Below are 22,975 nucleotides of genomic sequence, written 5' to 3' on the forward strand. Positions count from 1 at the left end.
TTGAACACGTGCCGGCTTCTCAAATACGTGCCACGAGGGCGCTGGGATGCCTCAGACGTCGATGCGATCGCGGGACAGCTTGTCGGAGCTGTCGATGATGAACTCCTTGCGCGGGGCGACGTCATTGCCCATAAGCAGCTCGAAAACCTTCCCGGCGGCTTCGGCGTCGTCGACACGCACGCGCCGCAGGGTGCGGTGGGCACGTTCCATCGTGGTGGTCGCGAGCTGGTCGGCATCCATTTCGCCGAGGCCCTTGTAGCGTTGGATCGGGTCCTGATACCGACGATTCTTCTTCTCGAGGGCGCTCAGCACCCCGTGCAGCTCGGTTTCGGAGTAGGTGTAGATGGTCTCGTTGGGCTTCGAGCCCGGGTTCATCACGACGACCCGGTGCAGCGGCGGCACGGCGGCGAAGACGCGGCCCTCGGTGATCATGGGGCGCATGTAGCGGAAGAACAGGGTGAGCAGCAGGGTACGAATGTGGGCACCGTCGACGTCGGCATCGCTCATGATGATGACTTTGCCGTAGCGCGCCGCTGACAGGTCGAAGCTGCGACCGGAGCCGGCCCCGATCACCTGGATGATCGACGCACACTCGGCGTTGGAGAGCATGTCGGCGACGGATGCCTTCTGCACGTTCAGAATCTTGCCGCGGATCGGCAATAGCGCCTGGTGCTCGCTGTCGCGGGCGAGCTTCGCCGTTCCGAGGGCCGAGTCCCCCTCCACGATGAACAGCTCGCTCGTGGACACGTCGTTACTGCGGCAGTCGACCAGCTTGGCCGGCAGCGACGAACTTTCCAGGGCGTTCTTGCGCCGCTGGGTTTCTTTATGGGCGCGGGCTGAGATGCGTGACTTCATCTCGGCGACGATCTTGTCTAACAGCAGCGCTGACTGGGTCTTGTCATCGCGTTTCGGCGACGCATACCGCTCCGCCATGGCCTTCGCGACGACGTTGGCGACGATCGCCCGCACCGCAGGTGTGCCGAGCACCTCCTTGGTCTGGCCCTCGAACTGCGGCTCCGGCAGGCGCACCGTGAGCACGGCGGTAAGTCCGGCCATCACGTCGTCTTTGTCGACCTTGTCGCTGCCGACCTTGAGCCGGCGGGCGTTCAGTTCGACCTGGCCGCGCAGGAACTTCAGCAGCCCGGCGTCGAAACCGGCCTGGTGGGTGCCGCCCTTGGGAGTAGCGATGATATTGACGAAGCTCTGCACGATCGTGTCGTAGCCGGTGCCCCAGCGCAGGGCGATGTCCACCTGGCAGTCGCGAGTGAGCTCGGTCGGCACCATGGCGCCCTTGTCGGTGAGCACCGGCACGGTCTCAGTGAAGGTGCCGTTGCCGGTGAGCCGCCAGGTATCGGTGATCGGGGCATCCGTCGCGAGGTGTTCGACGAATTCGCTGATGCCACCGTCGAACTGGAACAGGCTAGTGACGGGCTCCTCGGTGCGACGGTCGGCGACCTCGATCGCGAGGCCGGGAACGAGGAACGCGGTCTGGCGGGCTCGGTTCAACACCTCGTCGGTCTGGAACGCTGCACCCTTGGTAAAAATCTGCCGGTCAGCCCAGTAGCGGATGCGAGTGCCCGTGACGCCGCGCTTGACCTTGCCGATCACGCGCAGCTCGCTCTGGTTCTCGAATGGAGTGAACGGTGCGTCGGGGCTCTTCTCCCCCGAATCCGCGAACAGGCCAGGTTCACCGCGGTGGAACGACATGGCCCAGGTCTTGCCGTCGCGGTCGACCTCGACATCGAGACGTTCTGACAGCGCGTTGACAACGGAGGCCCCCACCCCGTGCAGACCACCCGACGCCGCATACGACCCGCTGCCGAACTTTCCGCCGGCGTGCAGTTTGGTGAAGACGACCTCGACACCGGTCAGGCCGGTCTTGGGTTCGATATCGACCGGGATTCCGCGGGCGGTGTCGCGCACCTCGACGCTCTGGTCGGGATGCAGCTCGATATTGATGCTGGCACCGTGCCCGCCCAGGGCCTCATCGACGGAGTTGTCGATGATCTCCCACAGGCAGTGCATCAGTCCACGCGAGTCGGTGGAACCGATGTACATGCCGGGGCGTTTGCGCACTGCCTCGAGTCCCTCAAGGACTGACAGGTGGCGCGCGGAATAGTCAGAGCTCACAACGACCAAGAATACCGGCCCCGACCGGGAATCTTTCACGCTATGGAGGCACGGCGCGGCAGGCAACCCCCCACGACACGTCTACGCGGTGAGCGAAATACCGGCCAATCATCTCGTCATTGGCCCTGCGGCGTGTTTACATTAGATAAGAGGGTTCATGTAATTCAGTCTGGAGGAGGAGAATATGTCCCAGATAGCCACCGAAAATGGTGCTGTAGACAACCAGGGCACCCCCCACCAGCTCACCGCAGCCGACCGCTGCGACGCGTGCGGTGCCCAGGCTTACATCCGTGTCGTCGTGAAAAACAGTGAGCTGCTGTTCTGCGCGCACCACGGCCGCAAGCACCAGGAGAAGCTGGCAACCATTGCCGAAAGCTGGCATGACGAATCGAGCCGTCTGCTCGAAGACCAGCGCTCCTAGCGGGCTGGTAAGCATTCAAAACGGATGCCGCGCCGGCGGCTGGCTAAGGCCAGCCGCCGGCGCGGTTTTTTCGTCCCTGCGACTTTTCGGTCTACGGAACCGCGCTCAGTCCGCAGCCCCTATTCGGCGTTCTGGCCCAGCCGCACGGCAACTTGGTTGCGGGCCGTCCGCGCGGTGTCATCGACGGACTCGGCCGTCGCGCCGCGCGCATATTCGAGATCGTGGCGCCTAAAGGCTGCCTGCAGCAGGTGGTCGGCGAGTGCGGGATTGCGAGCAAGAACGGGCCCGTGCAGGTGGGTGCAGAACACCTCACCCATGGTCAGTCCCTCAATCTGAGGTCCGCTCGCCGGAGCATCCGCGTTGCCGGTGCCGTAAAGCACCCGGCCGAGCGGGCTGGCTTCAGCACCGACGTAGTCGCGGGCATGGTTTTCGAACCCGATTAGCCGCCCGTATTTTGAGGCGACGATGATGTCGTCGGTAGCGCGTGCGGCGCGTGGCACGGCGTGGCCGGCTACGAGGCCGAGTCCTTCCAGCACGCTGCCGTCGGGGAGGTCGCTCCCCCAGCTCAGCAGTTCCCACCCGGTGCCGACGGCCAGGATGGGCACGCCGGAATTGGACCAGAGGCGCAGTTCTTCCACGAGGGTACGAAGGGCGTTCCTGGCCGGCAGAAGTGCAGCATCCGTTCCCGAACCGATCGACACGGCATCCACGTGCTCGGGCAGGTCGGCCCGGGAATGCACATCGACCACCCGCGCGTCGTGGCCGCTCCACCGAACGCGCTGCGCGAGCACACGCGCATTGCCGGCATCACCGTTCGTGTTCAGCAGGCGCGGCAGCAGCGAGACGACCGTGAACGGCCGGTCCAGCGAAGTGGCAGTCATACCGGCTCCTCAGAGTTGGAGACGAGGCCGAGGTGCGCGCGGGTGCGCCGCATTCCGTCGGCGGAGAAGATGATGGTTTTCACCCCGGAGACGGGATTGGGCAGGGCCAGGAACGCGTCGAGAGCGGTCGGGACATCGGGCTCGATGCGATCGACGGTGACGTCGTCGTAGGCCAGCTGCAGGGCGATGTCGTGCGCCTTGAGCCCGGAGGCGATGAGTACGTGGCCGAGCCCGGAGGTGTCCACCGGCCAGAAGTACGACGGGTCACGCACGTCGGAGCCGATGATCACCAGAATCTGCTCGGTTCCCGGTTCAAGACTGTCCACGTTGAGCTGAAAACTCGACGGGTTTTGCACGAGCACAAACTCAACGGTCTTGCCGCCAACGGTGACGACCTCGCCGCGTCCGAAAACGGCCGGCATGGCCGACAGCGCCGTGCAGGCGATGGCCGGATCAAAACGTACGCCCAGAGTCGACTGGGCCGTGCTCAGCGCGGTCAGCGCGTCGACGGCGTAGTGGATGCCGCGAGCCGGCAAGCGGATGCTGTGAACGCCCGTGGCAAACTGCACGTCGGCGTCCAGGCCGGCCACCCGGGTGAGCTGGAGCCCGGTTCCGTTCGGCAGGCGAATCGGTGCGGTGTCGGCGTAACCGAGTCCGCGTGGATACTGAGCGAGAACCTCGGCGGTTACACCGTAGCGGGCTACCGAAACGCCGGGTTCGAGATCGTGACCGAGATCGGCCAGGTAGCTGTCGTCAGCGTTGAGTACGACCGACTCCGTAGCCCGTGCAGCGATTTTCGCCAGCAGGGCGGCGACCATTTCGGAGTCGTGGAACCGGTCGATCTGGTCAACCATGACGTTGGTCAGGGCGACGACCCGCGGAGTCAGCGAACCGGCGATGAACGCGCCGTGTCCCTCATCCATTTCAAGCACGGCAACGTCGCCGGCAATCGTGCCGGACAGGCTGACCTGTTCCAGAAGGGCGCTGGTCAGCCCCTGGCTGATGTTGGCCGTCGACTGGTTGGTGAACACGGACAGGCCGTGCGCGCGTAGAACGGCGACGAGCATCTTGGTCGTGGTTGATTTGCCACTGGACCCGGTCACGATTACCAGGCCGAGCGGAAACCCGTTCAGCGCCGCGGCCAAAAAGCTTGGGGCGATGCGGTTGACGACGACGCCGGGAATGGCCGAGCCACCGCCCGGTTTGCGCCAGCGCGCGAGCACACGAACGGCCCGACCGATGAGAATCGCGGGGGCGTACCGAAGGGAACTCACGAATCGCACAACGCAATCCGGGTGGGACCTGTCACTGTCACGTTTACTCGAGATAGTCGCGCAGGGACTGCGACCGGGACGGGTGACGAAGCTTGGCCATCGTCTTGGACTCGATCTGGCGGATGCGCTCGCGCGTGACCCCGAAGGTGTCGCCGATCTGGTCGAGCGTTTTCGGCATGCCGTCGCCGAGGCCGAAGCGCATGCGAATCACACCGGCTTCACGTTCGGACAGCGAGTCGAGCAGGCTCTCCAGCTGCTTCTGCAGCATGGTGAAACCCACGGCATCGGCGGGCACGACGGCTTCGGTGTCTTCGATGAGGTCACCGAATTCGCTGTCGCCGTCTTCACCGAGCGGGGTGTGCAGCGAGATGGGTTCGCGACCGTACTTCTGAACCTCGACGACTTTTTCGGGCGTCATGTCGAGTTCGCGGCTGAGCTCTTCAGGGGTGGGCTCGCGACCGAGGTCCTGCAGCATCTGGCGCTGCACACGGGCGAGCTTGTTGATGACCTCGACCATGTGCACCGGAATACGGATGGTGCGAGCCTGGTCGGCCATGGCCCGGGTGATGGCCTGGCGAATCCACCAGGTGGCGTAGGTGCTGAATTTGAAGCCCTTGGTGTAGTCGAATTTCTCGACCGCACGAATGAGGCCCAGGTTGCCCTCCTGGATCAGGTCGAGGAACTGCATTCCACGACCGGTGTAGCGCTTGGCGAGCGACACGACGAGCCGCAGGTTGGCACCGAGGAGGTGGCTCTTGGCCCGGGCGCCGTCCTTGGCAACCCACTGCAGCTCACGGCCGAGCGCGTTCTTCTTCTCGACATCCGTCATCTCCGACAGCTTGTCTTCGGCGAACAGGCCGGCTTCGATGCGCATCGCGAGTTCGACCTCTTCGGCCGCGTTCAGCAGGGCGACCTTACCGATCTGCTTGAGATAGTCCTTGACCGGGTCGGCCGTGGCGCCGGTGATGGCGCTGGAATAGACCGGGACCTCGTCGTCATCGTCGACCAGGGAGAGTACGAGGGCGCCGCTGGGGAGCGGCTCGGTCGATGCCGTGCGCTTGGTGCTGTCCTCGTCTGACTCGTCGTCATCGGCGTCCGCTCCACCGTCGACGTCGGCTTCGTCGTCTTTCTTGACGACCTTCGCCTTGGTCGCGCGCTTCTTCGGGGCCGGCTTCTCGGCGGCCAAACCGGCGGCCGCGGACTTCTTCGTCGCTGCGGCCTCGGCTGCTGCTGCCTTTGCGGCTGCAGCCTTGGTGACGGTCTTCTTGACCGGCGGTACTACCGGAGTCGTGACGGACTCGTCGGTTACCTCGGTCTTGACGGTGGTTGCCATTCGAACACCTCTCATGCGGAGTCGTACCTGCTTCTGTGCGACCGGTGACGGTGCCAGATGCGTTTTTGGGCAGAACTTGGACCCATGTCAAGTCCCGGGATGCTCACGCCGAAATGATTTCGGCGTGCCCCGGACCAGAACGGGTCCTAGAAATTATTATTGCACGGTTTGTCTGGACGACAAGCCACGACACGTACTACGATCGTTCGTTACGCCGTTTCCAGGCGCGTGATAGTGCAACCCAGATCGGTGCGACTTCTATTCCCTCGTCGCGAGAGAGCTGGCGTCTGGTGCGCCGCCGGGCGTGCACGAGAAAACCGATGCCGATTCCGACGACGAGGTATTGCACCGTGAATGCCACCCGAAATGCGTCGAGCGCGTACAGGTCGCTCGCTGCTCCCCCGGCCACGCGCCATCCGTTCTGCAGGTCGAGCAGCAGCCCGATCAGATACATCATGACGAAGCTCGCGGTGAAGCCACCGACGTTGACGACGCCGTTGGCCGAGCCCAGGCTGCGCTGCGGATTAAAGGTGCGCGCGAAGTCGAAGCCGATCAGCGAGCCCGGCCCGCCGATGCCGAGCACGACCAGCAGCAGCACAATGCTCCACAGCGGTGGAACGCCGGGCCAGAGCAGCACGATCGCCCACGCGATTTCGATGCCGGTCACGATACCAAGCACGATATTGCTGCGGCGCAGTGGGTAGCGTGCGGTCAGCAGGCCGAGGATCGGCCCGAACACGAGGCCGGCGCCGACCAACACGGTCAGCATTCCGGCGGCGAACGCCGGTTCGTAGCCGAGGCCGAAGACCATGAAGGGATAGCCCCAAAGCAGACTGAAGACGGTGCCGGATGACTGCGTCACGTAGTGCGACCAGAATCCGAGCTGGGTGCCCGGGCGCCGAAAACTGTGTCGCAGCTGGGTCAGCGCGATGCCAAGGCTGTTGGCACGCACGTGCTCGGTGACGTCTCTGGGGCGGTCCTGCACGAAAATGATGACCACGATCAGGGCGATTACGGCCACGGATGCCGCCGAGAGGAAGGCGGGTTTCCAGCCGCTGGTGTGGAGAAGCCAAGCCAGGGGCACCGCGGAGAGTACCTGGCCGAGTTGACCGATGTTGCCCATCCACTGGGACAGCAGGGGGACGATGCGACCGCTGAACCAGGAGCTGATCAGGCGGATCATCGAGATGAAGATGGTCGCGTCTCCGGCGCCGACCAGGATGCGGCCGATGACGGCGACCGAGATATCCGGTGCCAGCGCCAATGTCACCTGGCCGATGACCATGAGCGCCGTTCCGGTGATCATGAGCACTCGCGGCCCGTACCGATCGATCAACACCCCGACCGGAATTTGCGCGGCGGCGTAGACAACGAGCTGCACGACGGCCAGGCTCGAGAGGATGGCGGCCGAGCCGCCGAATTTCTCCGTGGCGGCTACCCCGGCGATTCCCATCGAGGTGCGCTGGAGTACGGCCGACAGGTACGCGAACGACCCGATGATAAAGATCAGGGTGGATCGACGCGAGTTCACTCGCTCTAACCTATCGCGTTCCTGACCAGCCGGTCAGGCGTGGCGACCAGATACTTCCAGCTGCGTTAGCTGGCGGCACCGTCATCGCGGCTGCGCCGCAGGGCGAGGAAGTTCTCGAGTTCGGCGGCGATTTCATCGGCCGACGGCAGCTCGCCATCTTCGTCGGTGAACGGCGACCGCAGCGGGCTTCCCTCCATGTAGGCGTCGTAGCGCTGCTCCAGTGTGCCCACCAGCTTGGCCAGCTCCGGGTTGTTCCGCACCTGGTCATCGATGCGTGCCACGAATTCTCGATTGGCTTCCCGCAGGCGATCGGTCGGAAAGATCAATCCGGTCGACGCGCTCGTGCTCTCTAGCGCGGTGAGGGCTGCGGCCGGAAATTCGGTGTCACCCAGGTAGTGCGGAATGAGCAGCACGTAGCCGACCGTGGAGGCGCCACGTTCCTGCAGGCGGAACTCCAGGAGGTGCAGAACGTTGGCCGCGACCTGCGTGTGCGGCCGCCAGACCGATCGGTTCTCGATGAGATCGGAACGGTTGCCGCTGACGGTGACACCGATCGGTCGGGTGTGCGGAACGGGCATGGGGATGGCGTGCACCCAGGTCGCCCCGGCGACCGTGAATCGGTCGACGAGCTGCAGCACGGCGGCAGTGAACTGCTCCCAGCGGAAGTCGGGTTCGAAACCGGTCAAGAACAGGAACGGCTGCCCGATCTCATCGCGGGCCAGGTACAGCTGCAACGTCGGCGGCTGATAATTGGTGAGATGATCCTGGTCGAAGTAGATGATCGGGCGCCGCGCCCGATAGTCGAGCAGAGTGTCGGTGTCGAACGACGCGACGACGGTGTGATCCAGGGTGGTCAGCAGATAGTCGGTGAACTGGGCTACCGCACCACCGGCATCCGCGAAGCCGGTCAGGCCCATAATCAGGTGCAACCCCTGCGGGACGCCAGCGGCGTCGGCGGTGAGTTCGTAGAGCTCCTCGGGGTCTGACATTCCTTAACTCTAATCCGAGGGGCACCTTTGTGCTGTGTTTTGGGGCTTTCACCATCGTGCCCAGAGCGAACAGCCTGGTGACGGCCCCGGATAGCATCGAGTTATGACTGTTCCCACCCTGTCCCTGTCCACCGAGTCCGCGCTGGGCTCCCCCGCCGACATTCTCATCCTCGCTGCGCTGCAAACGGATGATGGGGTGCAGCTAGTCGCGGACGTCACCCTCGGTGACGCCCTGATCGCGTCGGTGACGGCTCAGCTGCCGCTCCTGAACGCCACCGGAGCACGCGATGAGATCGTGCGTCTGGTGTCGAGTGTCGGCAGTCCGCGCAGCATCGCCGTCGTCGGACTGGGGCGTGTGCTCAGCACCGCAGCCCTTCGCCACGCGGCCGGGTCTGCCGTTCGGCAGCTGACCGGCGCGACCTCGGTCGCCTTCGCCATTACCCTTGGCGACGCCGATCAGGTCGAGGCCGTGCTCGAGGGCGCCGCGCTCGGTGGCTACTCCTACACTGCCTACCGCCACAGCTCACTGGCCGCCACCAAACTGCCGGCCCGAAACGTCGTGGTGCACACGACGACACCGGCGGCATCCGCTGTGGACCGCGCCCAGGTCAGCGCCGAGGCCATGGCCCTGGTCAAGGACCTGGTGAATATGCCGCCGCTCGACCTGTACCCGGCAGCGCTGGCCGAGCTGGCGATCGAGGCCGCCAGCGGACTGCAGCTCGAGGTGACGGTCTGGGACGAGCAGCAGCTCGCTGCCGACGGGTTCGGCGGCATCGCCGGGGTCGGAGCCGGCTCGACCCGCCCGCCGCGCCTGGTCAAACTCAGTTACACCCCGAGCGGAGCCGGCAAGCACCTCGCCCTGGTCGGCAAGGGCATCACATTCGATACCGGCGGACTCTCGCTCAAGCCGCCGGCATCCATGGTGGGCATGAAGTACGACATGACAGGTGCCGCCACCGTTCTGGCCGTGGTCGTCGCCGCGGCCCGGCTGCAGCTGCCGGTGCGAATCACCGCGTGGATGTGCATAGCCGAAAACATGCCGTCGGGCTCGGCTATCCGCCCCAACGACGTGCTGCGCATGCGCGGTGGCCGCACCGTCGAGGTGCTCAACACGGATGCCGAGGGCCGTCTGGTACTCGCCGACGGCCTCGTCGCAGCCGGCGAAGAACACCCGGACGCCATCATCGACGTCGCGACCCTGACCGGGGCCCAGGTCGTCGCGCTGGGCAGCCGGTATTTCGGCGCCATGGGCGATGACGCTCTCGTTCAACACGTGCTCGCGGCCAGCGCTGCGGCCGGCGAGAACGCCTGGCCGATGCCGTTCCCGGAAGAATTGCGCGCCACCCTCAACTCGGACGTCGCTGACATCGCCAACGCGAAGATCGGCAGCTCGGCCGGCGGAATGCTGCTCGCCGGGGTCTTTTTGAAAGAATTCATCGGAACGGATGCGGCCGGCCAGACCATTCCGTGGGCTCACCTCGACATTGCCGGACCGGCCGAGAACTCCGGCACGGGCTGGGGATTCACCGCTGCCGGCCCGACCGGGGTGTCCGTTCGGGCGCTGATTCGACTGGCCGAGGACTTTTCACGCCCGTAGTACAGTCGTAGGGGCAAGAAAAAGCTTGTCAAACCACGCGGCCGAGCAGCATAATCTGTCGGCCGTCGTGACAAAGCGTAATGCGCGAGGGAGTAGCTGAGTGTCGGAACAGAATTTTGACATTGTCGTTCTCGGTGGCGGAAGCGGTGGATACGCAGCAGCGCTGCGTGCCGTGCAGCTGGGATTCACCGTTGGTCTGATCGAGAAGGGCAAACTCGGCGGCACCTGCCTGCACGTCGGTTGCATTCCGACCAAGGCCCTCCTGCACTCGGCTGAAGTTGCCGATTTCAGCCGTGAAGCCGCCAAATACGGCGTCAAGACCGCGTTCGAGGGCATTGACATCGCTGCCGTCACCGCGTTCCGCGAGGGCATCGTGGCCAGCAAGTACAAGGGATTGCAGGGCCTGATAAAGGCTCGCGGAATTACCGTGATTGAGGGCGAAGGCCACCTGGTCTCCCCCACGACCGTTCAGGTCGGCGAAGACATGATCGTCGGCAAGAACGTCATTCTGGCTACCGGCTCCTACTCTCGCTCGCTGCCCGGGCTCGAGATCGGCGGCCGCGTCATCACGAGCGAAACCGCTCTCGCCCTGGACTACGTTCCCAAGAAGGTCGCCGTGCTCGGCGGCGGCGTCATCGGCGTCGAGTTCGCGAGCGTCTGGAAGTCTTTCGGCGCCGACGTCACAATCATCGAGGCTCTACCGCACCTCGTGCCCAACGAGGAAGAGTCGATCTCTAAGCAACTCGAGCGTGCGTTCCGCAAGCGCGGTATCGAGTATTCCCTCGGCATCCGCTTCCAGAGTGTCACGCAGTCCGATTCGGGCATCGTGGTCACTCTCGAGAACGGTGCGACCGTCGAGGCCGACCTCTTGCTCGTGGCCGTCGGCCGCGGACCGGTCACCGCAGGCCTCGGCTTCGACGAAGTCGGCGTCACCATGGACCGCGGGTTCGTCATCACCGACGAGCGCCTCGCCACGAACATCCCCGGCGTGTACGCCGTTGGCGACATCGTTCCCGGCCTGCAGCTCGCCCACCGTGGCTTCCAGCAGGGCATCTTCGTCGCCGAAGAAATCGCCGGACTGAACCCGATCATCGTCGAAGACGTGAACATCCCCAAGGTCACCTACTGTGACCCCGAGGTTGCCTCCGTCGGCTACAGCGAAGCCAAGGCGGCCGACAAGTTCGGTGCCGACCAGATTTCCACCTACGAGTACAACCTCGGCGGAAACGGCAAGAGCTCGATTCTGGGAACTGCCGGTTCGGTTAAGTTGGTGCGCGTCAAGGATGGCCCCATCGTGGGCATCCACATGATCGGCGCTCGCGTCGGCGAGCTCATCGGCGAAGGCCAGCTCGTGGTGAACTGGGAAGCGTACCCGGAGGACATCGCTCCGTTCCTGCACGCGCACCCGACGCAGAGCGAAGCGATGGGTGAGGCCTTCCTGGCTCTTGCCGGCAAACCGCTTCACGCGATGTAGTCGGATTCCACAATTTTCATTGATTTTTCAAATAAGTAAACGGTTTTGAAGGAGACATACGCATGAGCGAATCCGTCAGCCTCCCGGCACTCGGAGAGAGTGTCACAGAGGGCACGGTCACCCGCTGGCTCAAGAACGTGGGCGACCGCGTGGAGGTCGACGAGCCGTTGCTCGAGGTATCGACCGACAAGGTGGACACGGAAATCCCGTCCCCGGTCGCCGGCATTATTGAAGCCATCCTGGTGCAGGAAGATGAGACCGTCGAGGTCGGCACCCCCCTGGTCACCATCGGCGACGGATCCGGCGCGGCCGCACCGGTCGCTGAGGCACCGGCTGCAGAAGCGCCGGTCGCTGAGGCACCGGCTGCAGAAGCGCCGGTTGCTGAGGCGCCCGTTGCCGAGGCACCCGCGCCGGTTGCAGCACCCGCACCCGTTGCGGCACCGGTTGCAGCACCCGCACCCGTTGCGGCACCGGTTGCAGCACCCGCACCCGTTGCGGCACCGGTTGCAGCACCCGCACCCGTTGCGGCACCGGTTGCAGCACCCGCACCCGTCGCGGCACCAGTTGCAGCACCCGCACCCGTCGCGGCACCAGTCGCTGCACCAGCGCCCGTTGCAGCAGAACCAGAACCGGTCGCTGCAGCCCCGGCAGCAGCACCCGCACCCGTCGCAGCCGCCCCCGCGGCACGCGGTTCACACGCCGGCACCAGCGGCTACGTCACGCCGATCGTGCGCAAGCTCGCCAACGAAGCCGGCGTTGACCTGGCGACGATCAGCGGCACCGGAGTGGGCGGACGTATCCGCAAGGAAGACATCGTGCAGGCGGCCTCGGCCGTCGGCACGAGCGCTGCCGCACCGGTCGTCGAGGTCTCACCGCTGCGTGGCACCACCCAGCCGATGTCGCGCCTGCGCAAGGTCGTCGCCGAGCGTGCTGTCATCTCGATGCAGTCATCCGCTCAGCTCACGACCGTGGTCGAGGTCGACGTCACCCGCGTCGCTCTGCTCCGCGACCGGGTCAAGGGCGCTTTCGCCGAGAAGACCGGCAACAAGCTCTCCTTCCTGCCGTTCTTCGCCCTCGCTGCCGCTGAGGCCCTCCGTGCCATCCCGATTGTGAACGCCACGATCGAGGGCGACACGATTGTCTACCCGGCGCAGGAGAACATCAGCATTGCCGTTGACACCGAGCGTGGCCTGCTGACCCCCGTTGTGCGTAACGCCGGGGATCTCGACTTGGCCGGTTTCGCCGCCCAGATCGCCGACCTCGCCGCTCGCACCCGCGACAACAAGCTGAAGCCCGATGAACTGAGTGGCGGAACGTTCACGCTGACCAACACCGGTTCGCGCGGCGCGCTGTTCGACACGCCCGTCGTGTTCCTGCCGCAGAGCGCCATTCTGGGCACAGGCATCGTGTACAAGAAACCGCTCGTTGTCACCAACGACGGTCTCGACTCGATCGCGATCCGTTCCAGCGTGTACCTCGCGCTGTCCTACGACCACCGCATCATCGACGGAGCGGATGCAGCCCGCTTCCTCACCACGATGAAGGCGCGGCTCGAAGCCGGTGCGTTCGAGGGCAACCTCGGAATCTAACAGCACGAGCTGTCGGAAGTTTCGGCCTGGGACACCTCAGTAGTCGAAGATCTCACGAAGACGCCAGCCGCCCTCGCCCTTGACCACCAGGACCGAGGCCGGCTGGCTTTTTTGCTGCCCGGACGCCGGAGTCAACACGACCACGGCCAGGTTACCGCTCCGTTCTGCCAGGGACGGCAGGTAGGGCGCGTAGTCGGCGACCTCCCGGCCGGATCCGCCCTGCTGCCGTTCGCGGGCATCATAGCTGTCCGCGGCCAGAATGGCCGAGCCGGTCTGATCCACGTCGACCAGGCAGACCAGGGAAGCAGCGACCAGGCACGCCGCCCGGCGCACGAGGAGCACCGGCACGGCCGATACCGGGTCGTCCCCCGCTATCGCCGCCAAGCCTGCCGCACGAGCGGCATCCGCGGAGTCCGCGACCGTTGGTACGGGGACCGGAGTGCCGGTGGCCCCTGCACTGTTCCTCGACGTGCCGTCGGCACCCGAAGCGCCGGGTAACGCGCTGTCACCGGCACGGCCCGATACCGGGAACAGGGTCAGGGCGAGCACGAGAATGCTCGCGCCGCCCAGTGCTGCCACCAAAAGCGGCCGGTGGTGCCCATACAGTCGTTTGCGCAGGGCGTGCGCCACAGCCTTGAGCGGATGCGAGTCGATCACAGAATCAACGACGGTCGCCAACGACCGACCAGGACGCGACTGCGGCTGGAGCCGGCGCAGGCTGGCTGCGCCCCAAGCCATGAGACTGCTGAAGGCATCGCCACCGTCGCCGAATCGCGCGGGTAACGACCTGTCGTCGAACAGCTCGTCGATCGTGTCGGTGAACTCATCGTTGGACGTGTCGTCGAACCCGTGATCGGATCCGTCGTCGAATTCGTGGCGGCGGAGTTGCACCACGTTCACCTGACCAGTCCCCGCCTCGAACGCGTCAGCGCTCACGTTCTGTGCTTGGGCCTCCAATCGGTGGGTGAGGCGAAAGGCGTCAAGCGGTTCGGCGTCGGCCCAATCGAAAAGGTCATGCTCCAGTGTGCCGAGGACCGAACCGACCCCTGCCGCGCCAGCTGCCCCGTCTGAAGATTTCGGAGAAACGGCCGGGTCGATGGCGCCCCGAAAGCGCCGCAGGAGCGCCGCGCCGCTCGCGCGGTGCGTGTCCGTTACATCGACGGCCTCGACGAGGGCTTCCATCACGATAGCCAGGCGTTCGTAGTCGGCGCGGAGCCGCCGCATCCGCTCCCTGGGTATGTCAGTGAGCCGCGCGACCGCACCGAAACCGTTCACCACCGCCCGGCCGCTGGCATCCAGCAGAATTGTCGCCTGGCTGATGGCCCCGTGCGCGAACCCGGCCGTGTGCATGGCGCGCAGGGCGACGATGATCGGTGCCAACAGGGTCACGGCTTCGCCGGGAGACAGTCGAGGGTGTTCGACCAAGTACCTGGCCAGGGATCCTCCGGTGAGTCGTTCCAGGACTAGACAAATGCGACCATCCCCGAGCTGCGCAACGTCGAGCAGGCGCACGAGTCCCGGCGCTGCCCCCGAGGTCAGCACGGCAATGTCGAGTTCGATGCTCGTCGACTCGGTGTCGGCGCGGAAGACCTTGAGGGCCACCGCGCTTGCCGCACCGGAATGACCCAGGTACACCACGGCTCGATCCCCGGCGCCCAGCAAACGGATCACGCGGTGTCCGGCGACAATCCCCTCCGGGTGCACCGGTTCTGTCGTGGCGGAAGCGCCGTCGGCCTTAGGGTATGCCGCGCGCTGGCCGGGACGGGAGTCGCGGCCTGCTGTGTCATCGGCCGAAGTCGGAGGTTGTTCAGAGCGTCGTCTCACCTGCCCATGATCGGCCGCTGGGCCGGCCAGAGCGCTCAGGTCCCCCGCTCTCGTGCAGAACGGGCGATCTGTGCCGCTGTGGAGGAGCCGGTCCGGGTGGCACCGGCGCCGGCTGCGCCCGTGTGCTCGCTGCGCCCAAACTGCCAGCGACGCCCCTAGACTGGGCACATGCTCGACTTTGTCGTCGCGGGGCTAAGCGCCAACTCCGTGCCGTATGTTGAGGGCCTAGAGCTCCAACGCGCAGTCCATCGTTCCGTCGTCGCCCACGAGCGACCGGACACCGTCCTCCTCCTGGAGCATCCGGCCGTGTATACCGCCGGAAAACGCACTCTGCCGGAGGAACGCCCCGTCGACGACACGCCGGTTATCGACGTCGACCGGGGCGGCAAGATCACCTGGCACGGCCCGGGCCAGCTCGTCGGGTATCCCATTCTGCACCTCGCAGAACCCGTCGACGTCGTCGGCTACGTTCGGTCCCTTGAGGCAATCCTGATCGAGGTCCTGATCGACTTCGGGATCGATGCCGTACGCGTTGCGGGACGCTCAGGGGTGTGGGTGGGACCCGACGGCCACGAAGATAAAATAGCCGCGATCGGAATCCGAGTTGCCCAGGGAGTGACCATGCACGGTTTCGCGCTCAACTGCAGCAACTCGCTGGACGCCTATTCGCGCATCATCGCCTGCGGAATTCGCGATGCCGGGGTGACCACGATGACCCGTGTGCTCGGCCGCACCGTCGACCCGAGCGAATTGATCGATCCGATCACGGCCGCTTTCCGTCGCACGATGGGCCTGAATGCCGCCCCGGTGGCCCCTGTAAGCATGACCCCAGCCAGCCTAAATACCGTCAGGACGAACGCATGAGCGCAGTACCCGAAGGCCGCAAACTGCTGCGGCTGGAAATTCGCAACGCGGAAACGCCGATCGAGCGGAAGCCCGCCTGGATCAAGACCGTCGCCAAGATGGGGCCGGAATACCAGAAGCTACAGGCGCTGGTGAAGAGCGAAAACCTGCACACGGTGTGTCAGGAGGCCGGCTGCCCGAATATCTTTGAATGTTGGGAAGATCGCGAAGCGACCTTCCTCATCGGGGGTTCACAGTGCACCCGCCGTTGCGACTTCTGCCAGATCGACACCGGCAAGCCCGCAGACTATGACACGGACGAGCCGCGTCGCGTCGGCGAGTCCGTCGTGTCGATGAACCTGCGCTACGCCACCGTGACCGGCGTCGCCCGTGACGACCTCCCCGATGAAGGCGCTTGGCTCTACGCCGAGACGATTCGTCAGATCCACCAGCAGAGCCCCGGCACCGGTGTCGAGATTCTGGTCCCAGACTTCTCCGGCAATCCGGAACACCTCGCCCAAGTCTTCGACGCCAAACCCGAGGTCTTCGCCCACAACGTGGAGACCGTGCCACGCATTTTCAAGCGCATCCGCCCGGCCTTTCGCTATGACCGCTCGCTCGACGTGCTCACCCAGGGCCGCAACGCCGGGCTGATCACCAAGTCCAACCTCATCCTCGGCATGGGTGAAGAACGCGCAGAAATCACCCAGGCACTGCACGACCTGTATGAGGCCGGTACCGACATCATCACCATCACCCAGTACCTTCGCCCGAGCGCCCGGCATCTTCCGGTGGCCCGCTGGGTGCGCCCGGAGGAATTCGTCGAGCTCAACGAGGAAGCCAAGGAGATCGGCTTTCTCGGCGTCCTGTCCGGTCCGCTGGTGCGTTCGTCCTACCGCGCCGGTCGGCTGTGGGCCCAGTCCATGGTCGCAACCGGTCGCCAGATCCCGGCCGAATTGCGCCAGCTGGCGGATGCCCAACTTGGGTTCGCCCAAGCCGTCTCCTGATGCGAGCACACAGGCGAATTCGGTCACGGGGCATTCGAGTGACTGGGTAGTCTTATACCCATGGCACGCAGCAAGGAAAAGTCCCCCAAAAAACCAAAACAGCCCGGCCGCTTGAAGCAAATGTGGCAGGTATTCCAGATGACGAGACGCTACGACTCGAACATCGTCTGGATTCTGGTTTTGGCCTTCGTCGTCCCCGTTCTGATCAGCCTGGCCCTCGCCCTGCTGATCCCGGGGAGCAACGTCTTCACGATGGTGCTCTGGATCGTCGCCGGCGTGCTCGCCGGTATTCTGGCGATGCTTATCATCCTGGGTCGTCGGGCCGAGAAGGCCGCGTATTCCCAGATCGAGGGTCAGCCCGGTGCCGTGGGGGCGGTATTGCGCAGTTCACTGAAGCGTGGCTGGGTCGGCAGTGAAATGCCGGTAGCGGTCAACGGCAAGACGCAGGATGCGGTCTATCGTGCGGTCGGTCGCGGCGGCGTCGTGCTGATCAGCGAGGGACCTAAGACGCGCACTGCCCGTATGCTCGACGAAGAAAAACGCAAGATTGTGCGCATCGGCGGCAACGTCGGCATCACGGTTATTTCCGTCGGACCCGACGAGGACGCCGTGCCACTGCACAAGCTGGCTCGCCGCCTGACCAGGATCAAGCCCACGCTGACTAAGGCCGAGGTGCTCGCTGTGAACAACCGCCTCAACTCTATGGGCACGAAACTTCCCATTCCCAAGGGCGTCGACCCCATGAAGGCGCGCCCCCAGCACGGCTGACCTCAACAGACAACAGAACGGCCGGGCGTCCATCGCCCGGCCGTTCTTCGTCATCGCAGTGCTATTACTCCCGGATGAGCGCCGTTCCGGCAATTTTGTCGTGGAAGCCACGCTGGTCGGAATCCCAGACCAACGCCGGGAGGGCAATTCCGAGCAACAGCGACCGCACCACGGGTCGCCAGAGACCAATCCAGCCCCCGTGGATAGAGATGAGTCGGAGGCCCACCAAGCGGTGACCGATGCTGGCCCCGATGGTCGGGATGAAGACGATCTGCAGGATGACGAAGATGATCAGGTTCGCCGCCGGGTCATAGTTGAAGAAGATCGCTGAGACGCCGATGGCGATGGCCCAGTCGATGGCGAAGCCGAGCATCCGTCGACCGGGGCGGCCGATGGAACTCGGCCCGATCTGGGGTAATCCGAGCCGCTCCCCCGGCCATCTACTGGGTGGAAGCTGACCAAAAGTGTTCGGGCGGGAGTCGGAGGCTGGCACCCGATGAGTCTACCGATGGGGCCTGCCTGTAACATGGGCGAAACATAAGCGTCACGGACAAGTAACGCAGCGCTACTAATCTCAATGAAGCCGATGTGTCCGATTCGGCCGTTTCCACGCCCTCGTCGTCTGGAGTTATTCCGCATGTTCCGCGATTCGTCCGAAGTGCTTAAATTCATCAAAGACAATGACGTCAAGTTTCTTGACATCCGTTTCACCGATCTCCCCGGTGTGCAGCAGCACTTCAACATTCCGGCATCCACCGTCGATGAAGAGTTCTTCACCGTTGGCCAAATGTTCGATGGTTCCTCGATCCGCGGTTTCGCGTCGATCCACGAATCCGACATGCAGCTCATCCCCGACGTGTCGACCGCATACCTGGACCCGTTCCGCACCGAGAAGACGCTCATCATGCTCTTCGACATCTACAACCCGCGCAACGGTGAGATCTACTCCAAGGACCCGCGCCAGGTAGCCAAGAAGGCCGAGAAATACCTCGCCTCCACCGGCATCGGCGACACCGCCTTCTTCGGCTCCGAAGCCGAGTTCTACATTTTCGACGACGTGCGCTACGAAGTTAACCAGCACACCAGCTACTACAAGGTCGACTCCAGCGAGGGTGCCTGGAACTCGGGTCGTAAGGAAGACGGCGGAAACCTCGCCAACAAGACCCCGTTCAAGGGCGGCTACTTTCCGGTCAGCCCGGTCGACCAGCACGTCGACATGCGCGATGACATCTGCCTCAAGCTGATCGAATCGGGCCTCGTGCTCGAGCGCAGCCACCACGAGGTCGGCACCGGCGGCCAGGGCGAGATCAACTACAAGTTCGACACCATGGTGCACGCGGCCGACGACCTGCTCAAATTCAAGTACATCGTCAAGAACACGGCGCATGACTGGAACAAGACCGCGACCTTCATGCCTAAGCCGCTCTTCGGCGACAACGGCTCCGGTATGCACACCCACCAGTCCCTGTGGGCCGACGGCAAGCCGCTGTTCTACGATGAGGCCGGCTACGGCGGACTGTCCGACGTGGCGCGCTGGTACATCGGAGGTCTGCTCAAGCACGCCCCCGCCGTGCTCGCCTTCACCAACCCCACGGTCAACTCGTACCACCGTCTCGTCCCCGGCTTCGAAGCCCCGGTCAACTTGGTCTACTCGGCCGGTAACCGTTCGGCGTCGATCCGTATCCCGATCACCGGCACCAACCCCAAGGCCAAGCGTCTCGAGTTCCGCGCCCCCGACGCGTCTGGTAACCCGTACCTCGCCTTCGCCGCTCAGCTCATGGCCGGCCTCGACGGTATCAAGAACCGCATTGAGCCGCACGAGCCGGTCGACAAGGACCTCTACGAGCTGCCGCCCGAAGAAGCCAAGAACATCCCCCAGGTGCCCGCGTCACTCGAGGAGGCCCTGCAGGCCCTCGAAGCCGACCACGACTTCCTGATGGCCGGAAACGTCTTCACACCCGAATTGATCGAGACCTGGATCGAGTACAAGCGCGAAAACGAGATCAAGCCGCTCGCCCAGCGTCCGCACCCGTTCGAGTTCGAGCTCTACTACGGCGTCTGAGCAGTAGATGCGCGCGGTTCGTTCATCGGGCCCGCGTGACTGGGAAGGGACTGCATCTTCGGATGCGGTCCCTTCTGTGTTGCAAGGTGCCGCGTTGCCGCGTGCTGTGTTGCCGAGTGCACTCCTGTCACGCGCCTCGTGCCGGATCAGCCGACAGTGGGCCCCGGACGCTCCACGGGGCCGTAGAACAGTCGCTCGAACACGGCGCGTGCCCGGCGGGTCACAGCAAGATAGTCGTCCTCGAGCTGATTGCCCGAGCCGGGCGGGTATTCCATGACCCGGGCGATTCCTTCGAGGGCCGCACGATCGGTCGGCAAGACGTTCGAGGTTTGATTGGTCCACAGGGTGATGGCCGACCGCGCACGGGACGCGAAGATCCACGCGCTGCGCAGCACCGCGGCATCCGCTGCCGGAATCAGGCCGGCACTGACCGCCTCGGCCAAAGCTGACAGCGTCGACGTCGTGCGGAGCGCCGGAATCGTTGCCGCGTGCTGCAACTGCAAAAGCTGCACCAGCCACTCCACGTCGCTGAGCGAGCCGCGCCCGAGCTTCAGGTGCCGGTTGGGGTCGGCGGCCTGCGGCAGCCGCTCGTTCTCCACCCGCGCCTTGATGCGGCGCACCTCGCGCACGGCCTGTTCGCTGATCGCGGTGGGATACCGCACTTCGTCGGCGACGGCCGTGAAGTCGCGCAATAGAGCAGCGTCGCCGGCGACCCCACGGCCGCGAAGAAGCGCCTGCGCCTCCCAGGTGAGCGACCAGCGCCGGTAGTAGGCCTGGTAGGACTCCAGTGACCGGACGACAGGGCCGTTGCTGCCCTCAGGCCGCAGCCCAATGTCCAGGTCCAGTGGCAGACGCGAGTCCTCGGTGAGCCGGTTGAGCTCGCGCACAATGTAGCGGGCCCGATCATTGGCAGCTTCGCCGTCGAGGGTGCCGGCACGGAAGACGTACATGACGTCGGCGTCGGAGCCGAAACCCAGCTCGGCGCCGCCGAACCGGCCCATGCCGATCACACCGAACTCAATACCGTCGCCGCCGGACGACCCGTCGGCGCCGCCCTGATCGTTCAGGTCTCCCCCACGGATGGCGGCGATCACGCCCTGAATATAGGTCGCGTTGACGTCGGTCAGGCCCTGGCCAAGCTGGTCGAGATCGATCTGGCCGAGTAGCGAGGCGAATGCCAGACGCAGCATCTCACGGCGACGGGCGGCGCGCAGGATGGTGGCGGCAGCATCTGGGCTTTCATGCCGGCCCAGCACGGCTCGGGTCTCATCCTGCAGGGATTTGCGCGGCCGTGGCTGCAGGTCGGCCTCGTCCTCTAGCCAGGCCACCGCCTCCGGGATCTTTTCCAGGAGCTCGCCGATGTACCGGCTTCCGGACAAGACTCGGGTGAGTCGCTCGGCGGCGCCCGAGGAATCCCGCAGCATGCGCAAAAACCAGTAGGTCGAGCCGAGGTTGTCGCTCAGGCGACGAAAGGCCAGAAAGCCGTAGTCGGGGTCAGCTCCCTGGGACAGCCACTGCAACAGCACGGGAAGCAGGTGCCGCTGGATCGCCGCACGCCGGGACACCCCGCCGGAGAGAGCGGCGATGTGGGCCAGTGCACCCTTGGTATTGAGGAAGCCGATTGCGGCGAGACGGGCCTCGGCCTGTGCGCTCGTCAGGTTGAGGCCGTCGGCCGGCAGCGACGCCACCGCCGACAGCAGGGGCCGGTAGAACAGCCGCTCATGCAGGCCGCGCACCCTTTGTTTGGTCTCCGACCAGCGGATGGTCAGCCCGTCAGCGCTCGTGGCCAGACCGGTCGAGCGAGCCAATACGCGCAGGTTCGCTTCGTCCCGCGGCACCAGGTGGGTACGGCGAAGCTTTTGCAGCTGCAGCCGATGCTCCATCAGGCGCAGCATGCGGTAGTCCTGGGCAAATTCGGTGGCTTCGGCCCGGCCCACATACCCGGCGGTGGCCAGGGCGGTCAGCGCCGGCAGGGTACCGGCCTGTCGAACGTCGGGGTCGGTCTGGCCATGCACGAGCTGGAGCAGTTGCACCGTGAACTCGATATCGCGCAGCCCGCCAGGGCCCAGCTTGAGCTGAACGTCGACCTCGTCGTCGGGAATGTTGTCGGTGACGCGCTCGCGCATCCGCTGCACCGATTCGACGAAATTCTCCCGGCTGGCGCTGCTCCAGACCTTGGGCGTGACCGCATCGAGATAACGCGCCCCCAGCGCGCGGTCACCGGCCAGTGTGCGGGCCTTGAGCAGTGCCTGGAACTCCCAACTTTTGGCCCAGCGGTCGTAGTAGGCCAGGTGTGATTCGATCGAGCGTACGAGTGCACCGCTCTTGCCCTCAGGGCGCAGGTTGGGGTCGACCTCCCACAGCTCAGGTTCGATGCCGGATTCGCCCAGGCCGCGCATGATGAGCACGGCCAGTCGGGTGGCGATCTCAACGGCTCGGGAGCTTTCCAGCCCGGCCGCTTCGTCCCCATCGGCGACGAAGATGACGTCGACGTCGCTCACATAGTTGAGTTCGCTCGCGCCGGCCTTGCCCATTCCGATAATGGCCAGGCGGGTGGCACGCACCTGTTCGGTTGGAAAAACACCGCGCCCGGCCGTGTCACCGCTCGACATGGTGCGGGCGACCGCGAGGGCGGCTTCGAGCGCTGCGGTGGCGAGGTCGGACAGGGTGCGGGCAACGCCGTCGAGCCCCGCCACGGGGTCGGCCTGTTCGAGGTCGAAGGCCGCCAGCTGCGCAAGTCGGCGACGGTAGCGCACCCGCAGGGCAAACCAGGCCGCGTCGTCGACCAGCTCCGAGAATCCCTCGGTCGCACCGACCGAGTCCAACAGGTCGCTGACCAGGTCGCCGAGGCTGGGTAGCACCGCTAGAGGCGTTGCCAGAACCGAGAGTTCCGCCGGATGCCTGAGGAAGAATTCGGTGAGTCCGCTGGAGGCTCCAAGAATCTTCAGAAGCCGCCCGGTCGCCGTGGCTGACTGCAAGAGCTCAAACAGTTCGGGCGACCCCGGTCGCAGCAGGGCGACCAGCGCTACCAGCGCGGCATCCGGGCTGGCCGTCACCGCGAGGAGCGGCAGAAGCGCCCGCGTCTCGGTCAGCCTCCCCGCCGAATCCGGGTCAGTGTGCGGGCTGACCGCACCGAGCTCGGCGACCTCATCGAGACGAGCACGCACCTCGGCAAGGTCGACGAAACCCGCCCGAACGAGTTCGGTCAGGGTCAACTGCAAACGCTCCATCGCGGGTGATTCCTTCGGTCAT

The 22,975-nt window shown here is 65.0% G+C and carries 17 protein-coding genes; 8 read left to right on the plus strand and 9 right to left on the minus strand.

The window, feature by feature from the left end; all coding sequences use genetic code 11:
- Nucleotides 1-51: 51 nt before the first annotated feature.
- Nucleotides 52-2,130, minus strand: a complete 2,079-nt coding sequence (locus E3T35_RS01885; RefSeq protein WP_174776442.1) for a type IIA DNA topoisomerase subunit B — start codon at nt 2,128-2,130, stop codon at nt 52-54.
- A 184-nt stretch (nt 2,131-2,314) separates the two neighbouring features.
- Between E3T35_RS01885 and E3T35_RS01890 the strand changes: the two genes are divergently transcribed.
- Nucleotides 2,315-2,551, plus strand: a complete 237-nt coding sequence (locus E3T35_RS01890; protein WP_134346915.1) for a hypothetical protein — start codon at nt 2,315-2,317, stop codon at nt 2,549-2,551.
- Nucleotides 2,552-2,670: 119 nt separating this feature from the next.
- On the opposite strand, the gene E3T35_RS01895 is transcribed toward E3T35_RS01890, so the two are convergent.
- The 5 genes from E3T35_RS01895 to E3T35_RS01915 all read right to left on the minus strand — a co-directional run bounded on the left by E3T35_RS01895 (nt 2,671) and on the right by E3T35_RS01915 (nt 8,559).
- Nucleotides 2,671-3,432, minus strand: coding sequence for a type 1 glutamine amidotransferase (locus E3T35_RS01895; protein WP_134377719.1), 762 nt, complete (start codon nt 3,430-3,432; stop codon nt 2,671-2,673).
- Nucleotides 3,429-4,706 carry a MurT ligase domain-containing protein gene (locus E3T35_RS01900; RefSeq protein WP_134377720.1) on the minus strand — a complete coding sequence of 426 codons (1,278 nt, stop codon included), beginning with the start codon at nt 4,704-4,706 and terminating at the stop codon, nt 3,429-3,431. The genes E3T35_RS01895 and E3T35_RS01900 overlap by 4 nt, the downstream gene beginning before the upstream one ends.
- Nucleotides 4,707-4,749: 43 nt before the next feature.
- Entirely contained in the window at nt 4,750-6,054 is a 1,305-nt protein-coding gene (locus E3T35_RS01905) for an RNA polymerase sigma factor (RefSeq protein WP_370449197.1), read from the minus strand.
- A gap of 181 nt (nt 6,055-6,235) precedes the next feature.
- Nucleotides 6,236-7,570: a nitrate/nitrite transporter gene (locus E3T35_RS01910; protein ID WP_134377721.1), complete on the minus strand. Its 1,335-nt coding sequence runs from the start codon at nt 7,568-7,570 to the stop codon at nt 6,236-6,238.
- A gap of 65 nt (nt 7,571-7,635) precedes the next feature.
- Nucleotides 7,636-8,559 (minus strand): proteasome assembly chaperone family protein, encoded by a 924-nt coding sequence (locus E3T35_RS01915; protein WP_134346910.1) that lies wholly within the window; start codon nt 8,557-8,559, stop codon nt 7,636-7,638.
- A 103-nt stretch (nt 8,560-8,662) separates the two neighbouring features.
- Here E3T35_RS01915 and E3T35_RS01920 point away from each other — a divergent pair, with 103 nt between their 5' ends.
- The 3 genes from E3T35_RS01920 to E3T35_RS01930 all read left to right on the plus strand — a co-directional run bounded on the left by E3T35_RS01920 (nt 8,663) and on the right by E3T35_RS01930 (nt 13,219).
- Nucleotides 8,663-10,156 carry a leucyl aminopeptidase gene (locus E3T35_RS01920; protein WP_134346909.1) on the plus strand — a complete coding sequence of 498 codons (1,494 nt, stop codon included), beginning with the start codon at nt 8,663-8,665 and terminating at the stop codon, nt 10,154-10,156.
- Between the two features lie 100 nt (nt 10,157-10,256).
- Entirely contained in the window at nt 10,257-11,630 is a 1,374-nt protein-coding gene (gene lpdA / locus E3T35_RS01925) for a dihydrolipoyl dehydrogenase (protein WP_134346908.1), read from the plus strand.
- A 62-nt stretch (nt 11,631-11,692) separates the two neighbouring features.
- Entirely contained in the window at nt 11,693-13,219 is a 1,527-nt protein-coding gene (locus E3T35_RS01930; protein ID WP_134377722.1) for a 2-oxo acid dehydrogenase subunit E2, read from the plus strand.
- Between the two features lie 36 nt (nt 13,220-13,255).
- On the opposite strand, the gene E3T35_RS01935 is transcribed toward E3T35_RS01930, so the two are convergent.
- Nucleotides 13,256-15,043 (minus strand): protein kinase, encoded by a 1,788-nt coding sequence (locus E3T35_RS01935; protein ID WP_166789800.1) that lies wholly within the window; start codon nt 15,041-15,043, stop codon nt 13,256-13,258.
- Nucleotides 15,044-15,211: 168 nt separating this feature from the next.
- On the opposite strand from E3T35_RS01935, the gene lipB reads away from it, so the two are divergent.
- Genes lipB through E3T35_RS01950 form a run of 3 tightly spaced genes read left to right on the plus strand, consistent with a single transcriptional unit; the run spans nt 15,212 to nt 17,661 of the window.
- Nucleotides 15,212-15,907: a lipoyl(octanoyl) transferase LipB gene (gene lipB / locus E3T35_RS01940; RefSeq protein ID WP_134346905.1), complete on the plus strand. Its 696-nt coding sequence runs from the start codon at nt 15,212-15,214 to the stop codon at nt 15,905-15,907.
- Nucleotides 15,904-16,893: a lipoyl synthase gene (gene lipA / locus E3T35_RS01945; protein ID WP_092342195.1), complete on the plus strand. Its 990-nt coding sequence runs from the start codon at nt 15,904-15,906 to the stop codon at nt 16,891-16,893. The genes lipB and lipA overlap by 4 nt, the downstream gene beginning before the upstream one ends.
- Nucleotides 16,894-16,953: 60 nt before the next feature.
- Nucleotides 16,954-17,661, plus strand: coding sequence for a DUF4191 domain-containing protein (locus E3T35_RS01950; protein WP_134377724.1), 708 nt, complete (start codon nt 16,954-16,956; stop codon nt 17,659-17,661).
- A gap of 64 nt (nt 17,662-17,725) precedes the next feature.
- Here E3T35_RS01950 and E3T35_RS01955 read toward each other — a convergent pair whose 3' ends face one another.
- Nucleotides 17,726-18,154: an RDD family protein gene (locus E3T35_RS01955; RefSeq protein WP_241988690.1), complete on the minus strand. Its 429-nt coding sequence runs from the start codon at nt 18,152-18,154 to the stop codon at nt 17,726-17,728.
- A gap of 144 nt (nt 18,155-18,298) precedes the next feature.
- Between E3T35_RS01955 and glnA the strand changes: the two genes are divergently transcribed.
- Nucleotides 18,299-19,723, plus strand: a complete 1,425-nt coding sequence (gene glnA, locus E3T35_RS01960; protein ID WP_092342201.1) for a type I glutamate--ammonia ligase — start codon at nt 18,299-18,301, stop codon at nt 19,721-19,723.
- Nucleotides 19,724-19,869: 146 nt separating this feature from the next.
- Here the strand turns inward: glnA and E3T35_RS01965 are convergent, their stop codons facing one another.
- Nucleotides 19,870-22,953 (minus strand): bifunctional [glutamine synthetase] adenylyltransferase/[glutamine synthetase]-adenylyl-L-tyrosine phosphorylase, encoded by a 3,084-nt coding sequence (locus tag E3T35_RS01965; RefSeq protein ID WP_134377725.1) that lies wholly within the window; start codon nt 22,951-22,953, stop codon nt 19,870-19,872.
- Between the last annotated feature and the right edge of the window lie 22 nt (nt 22,954-22,975).

It is taken from the genome of Cryobacterium sp. TMT1-2-2, from assembly GCF_004403505.1.
GTDB lineage: Bacteria > Actinomycetota > Actinomycetes > Actinomycetales > Microbacteriaceae > Cryobacterium > Cryobacterium flavum.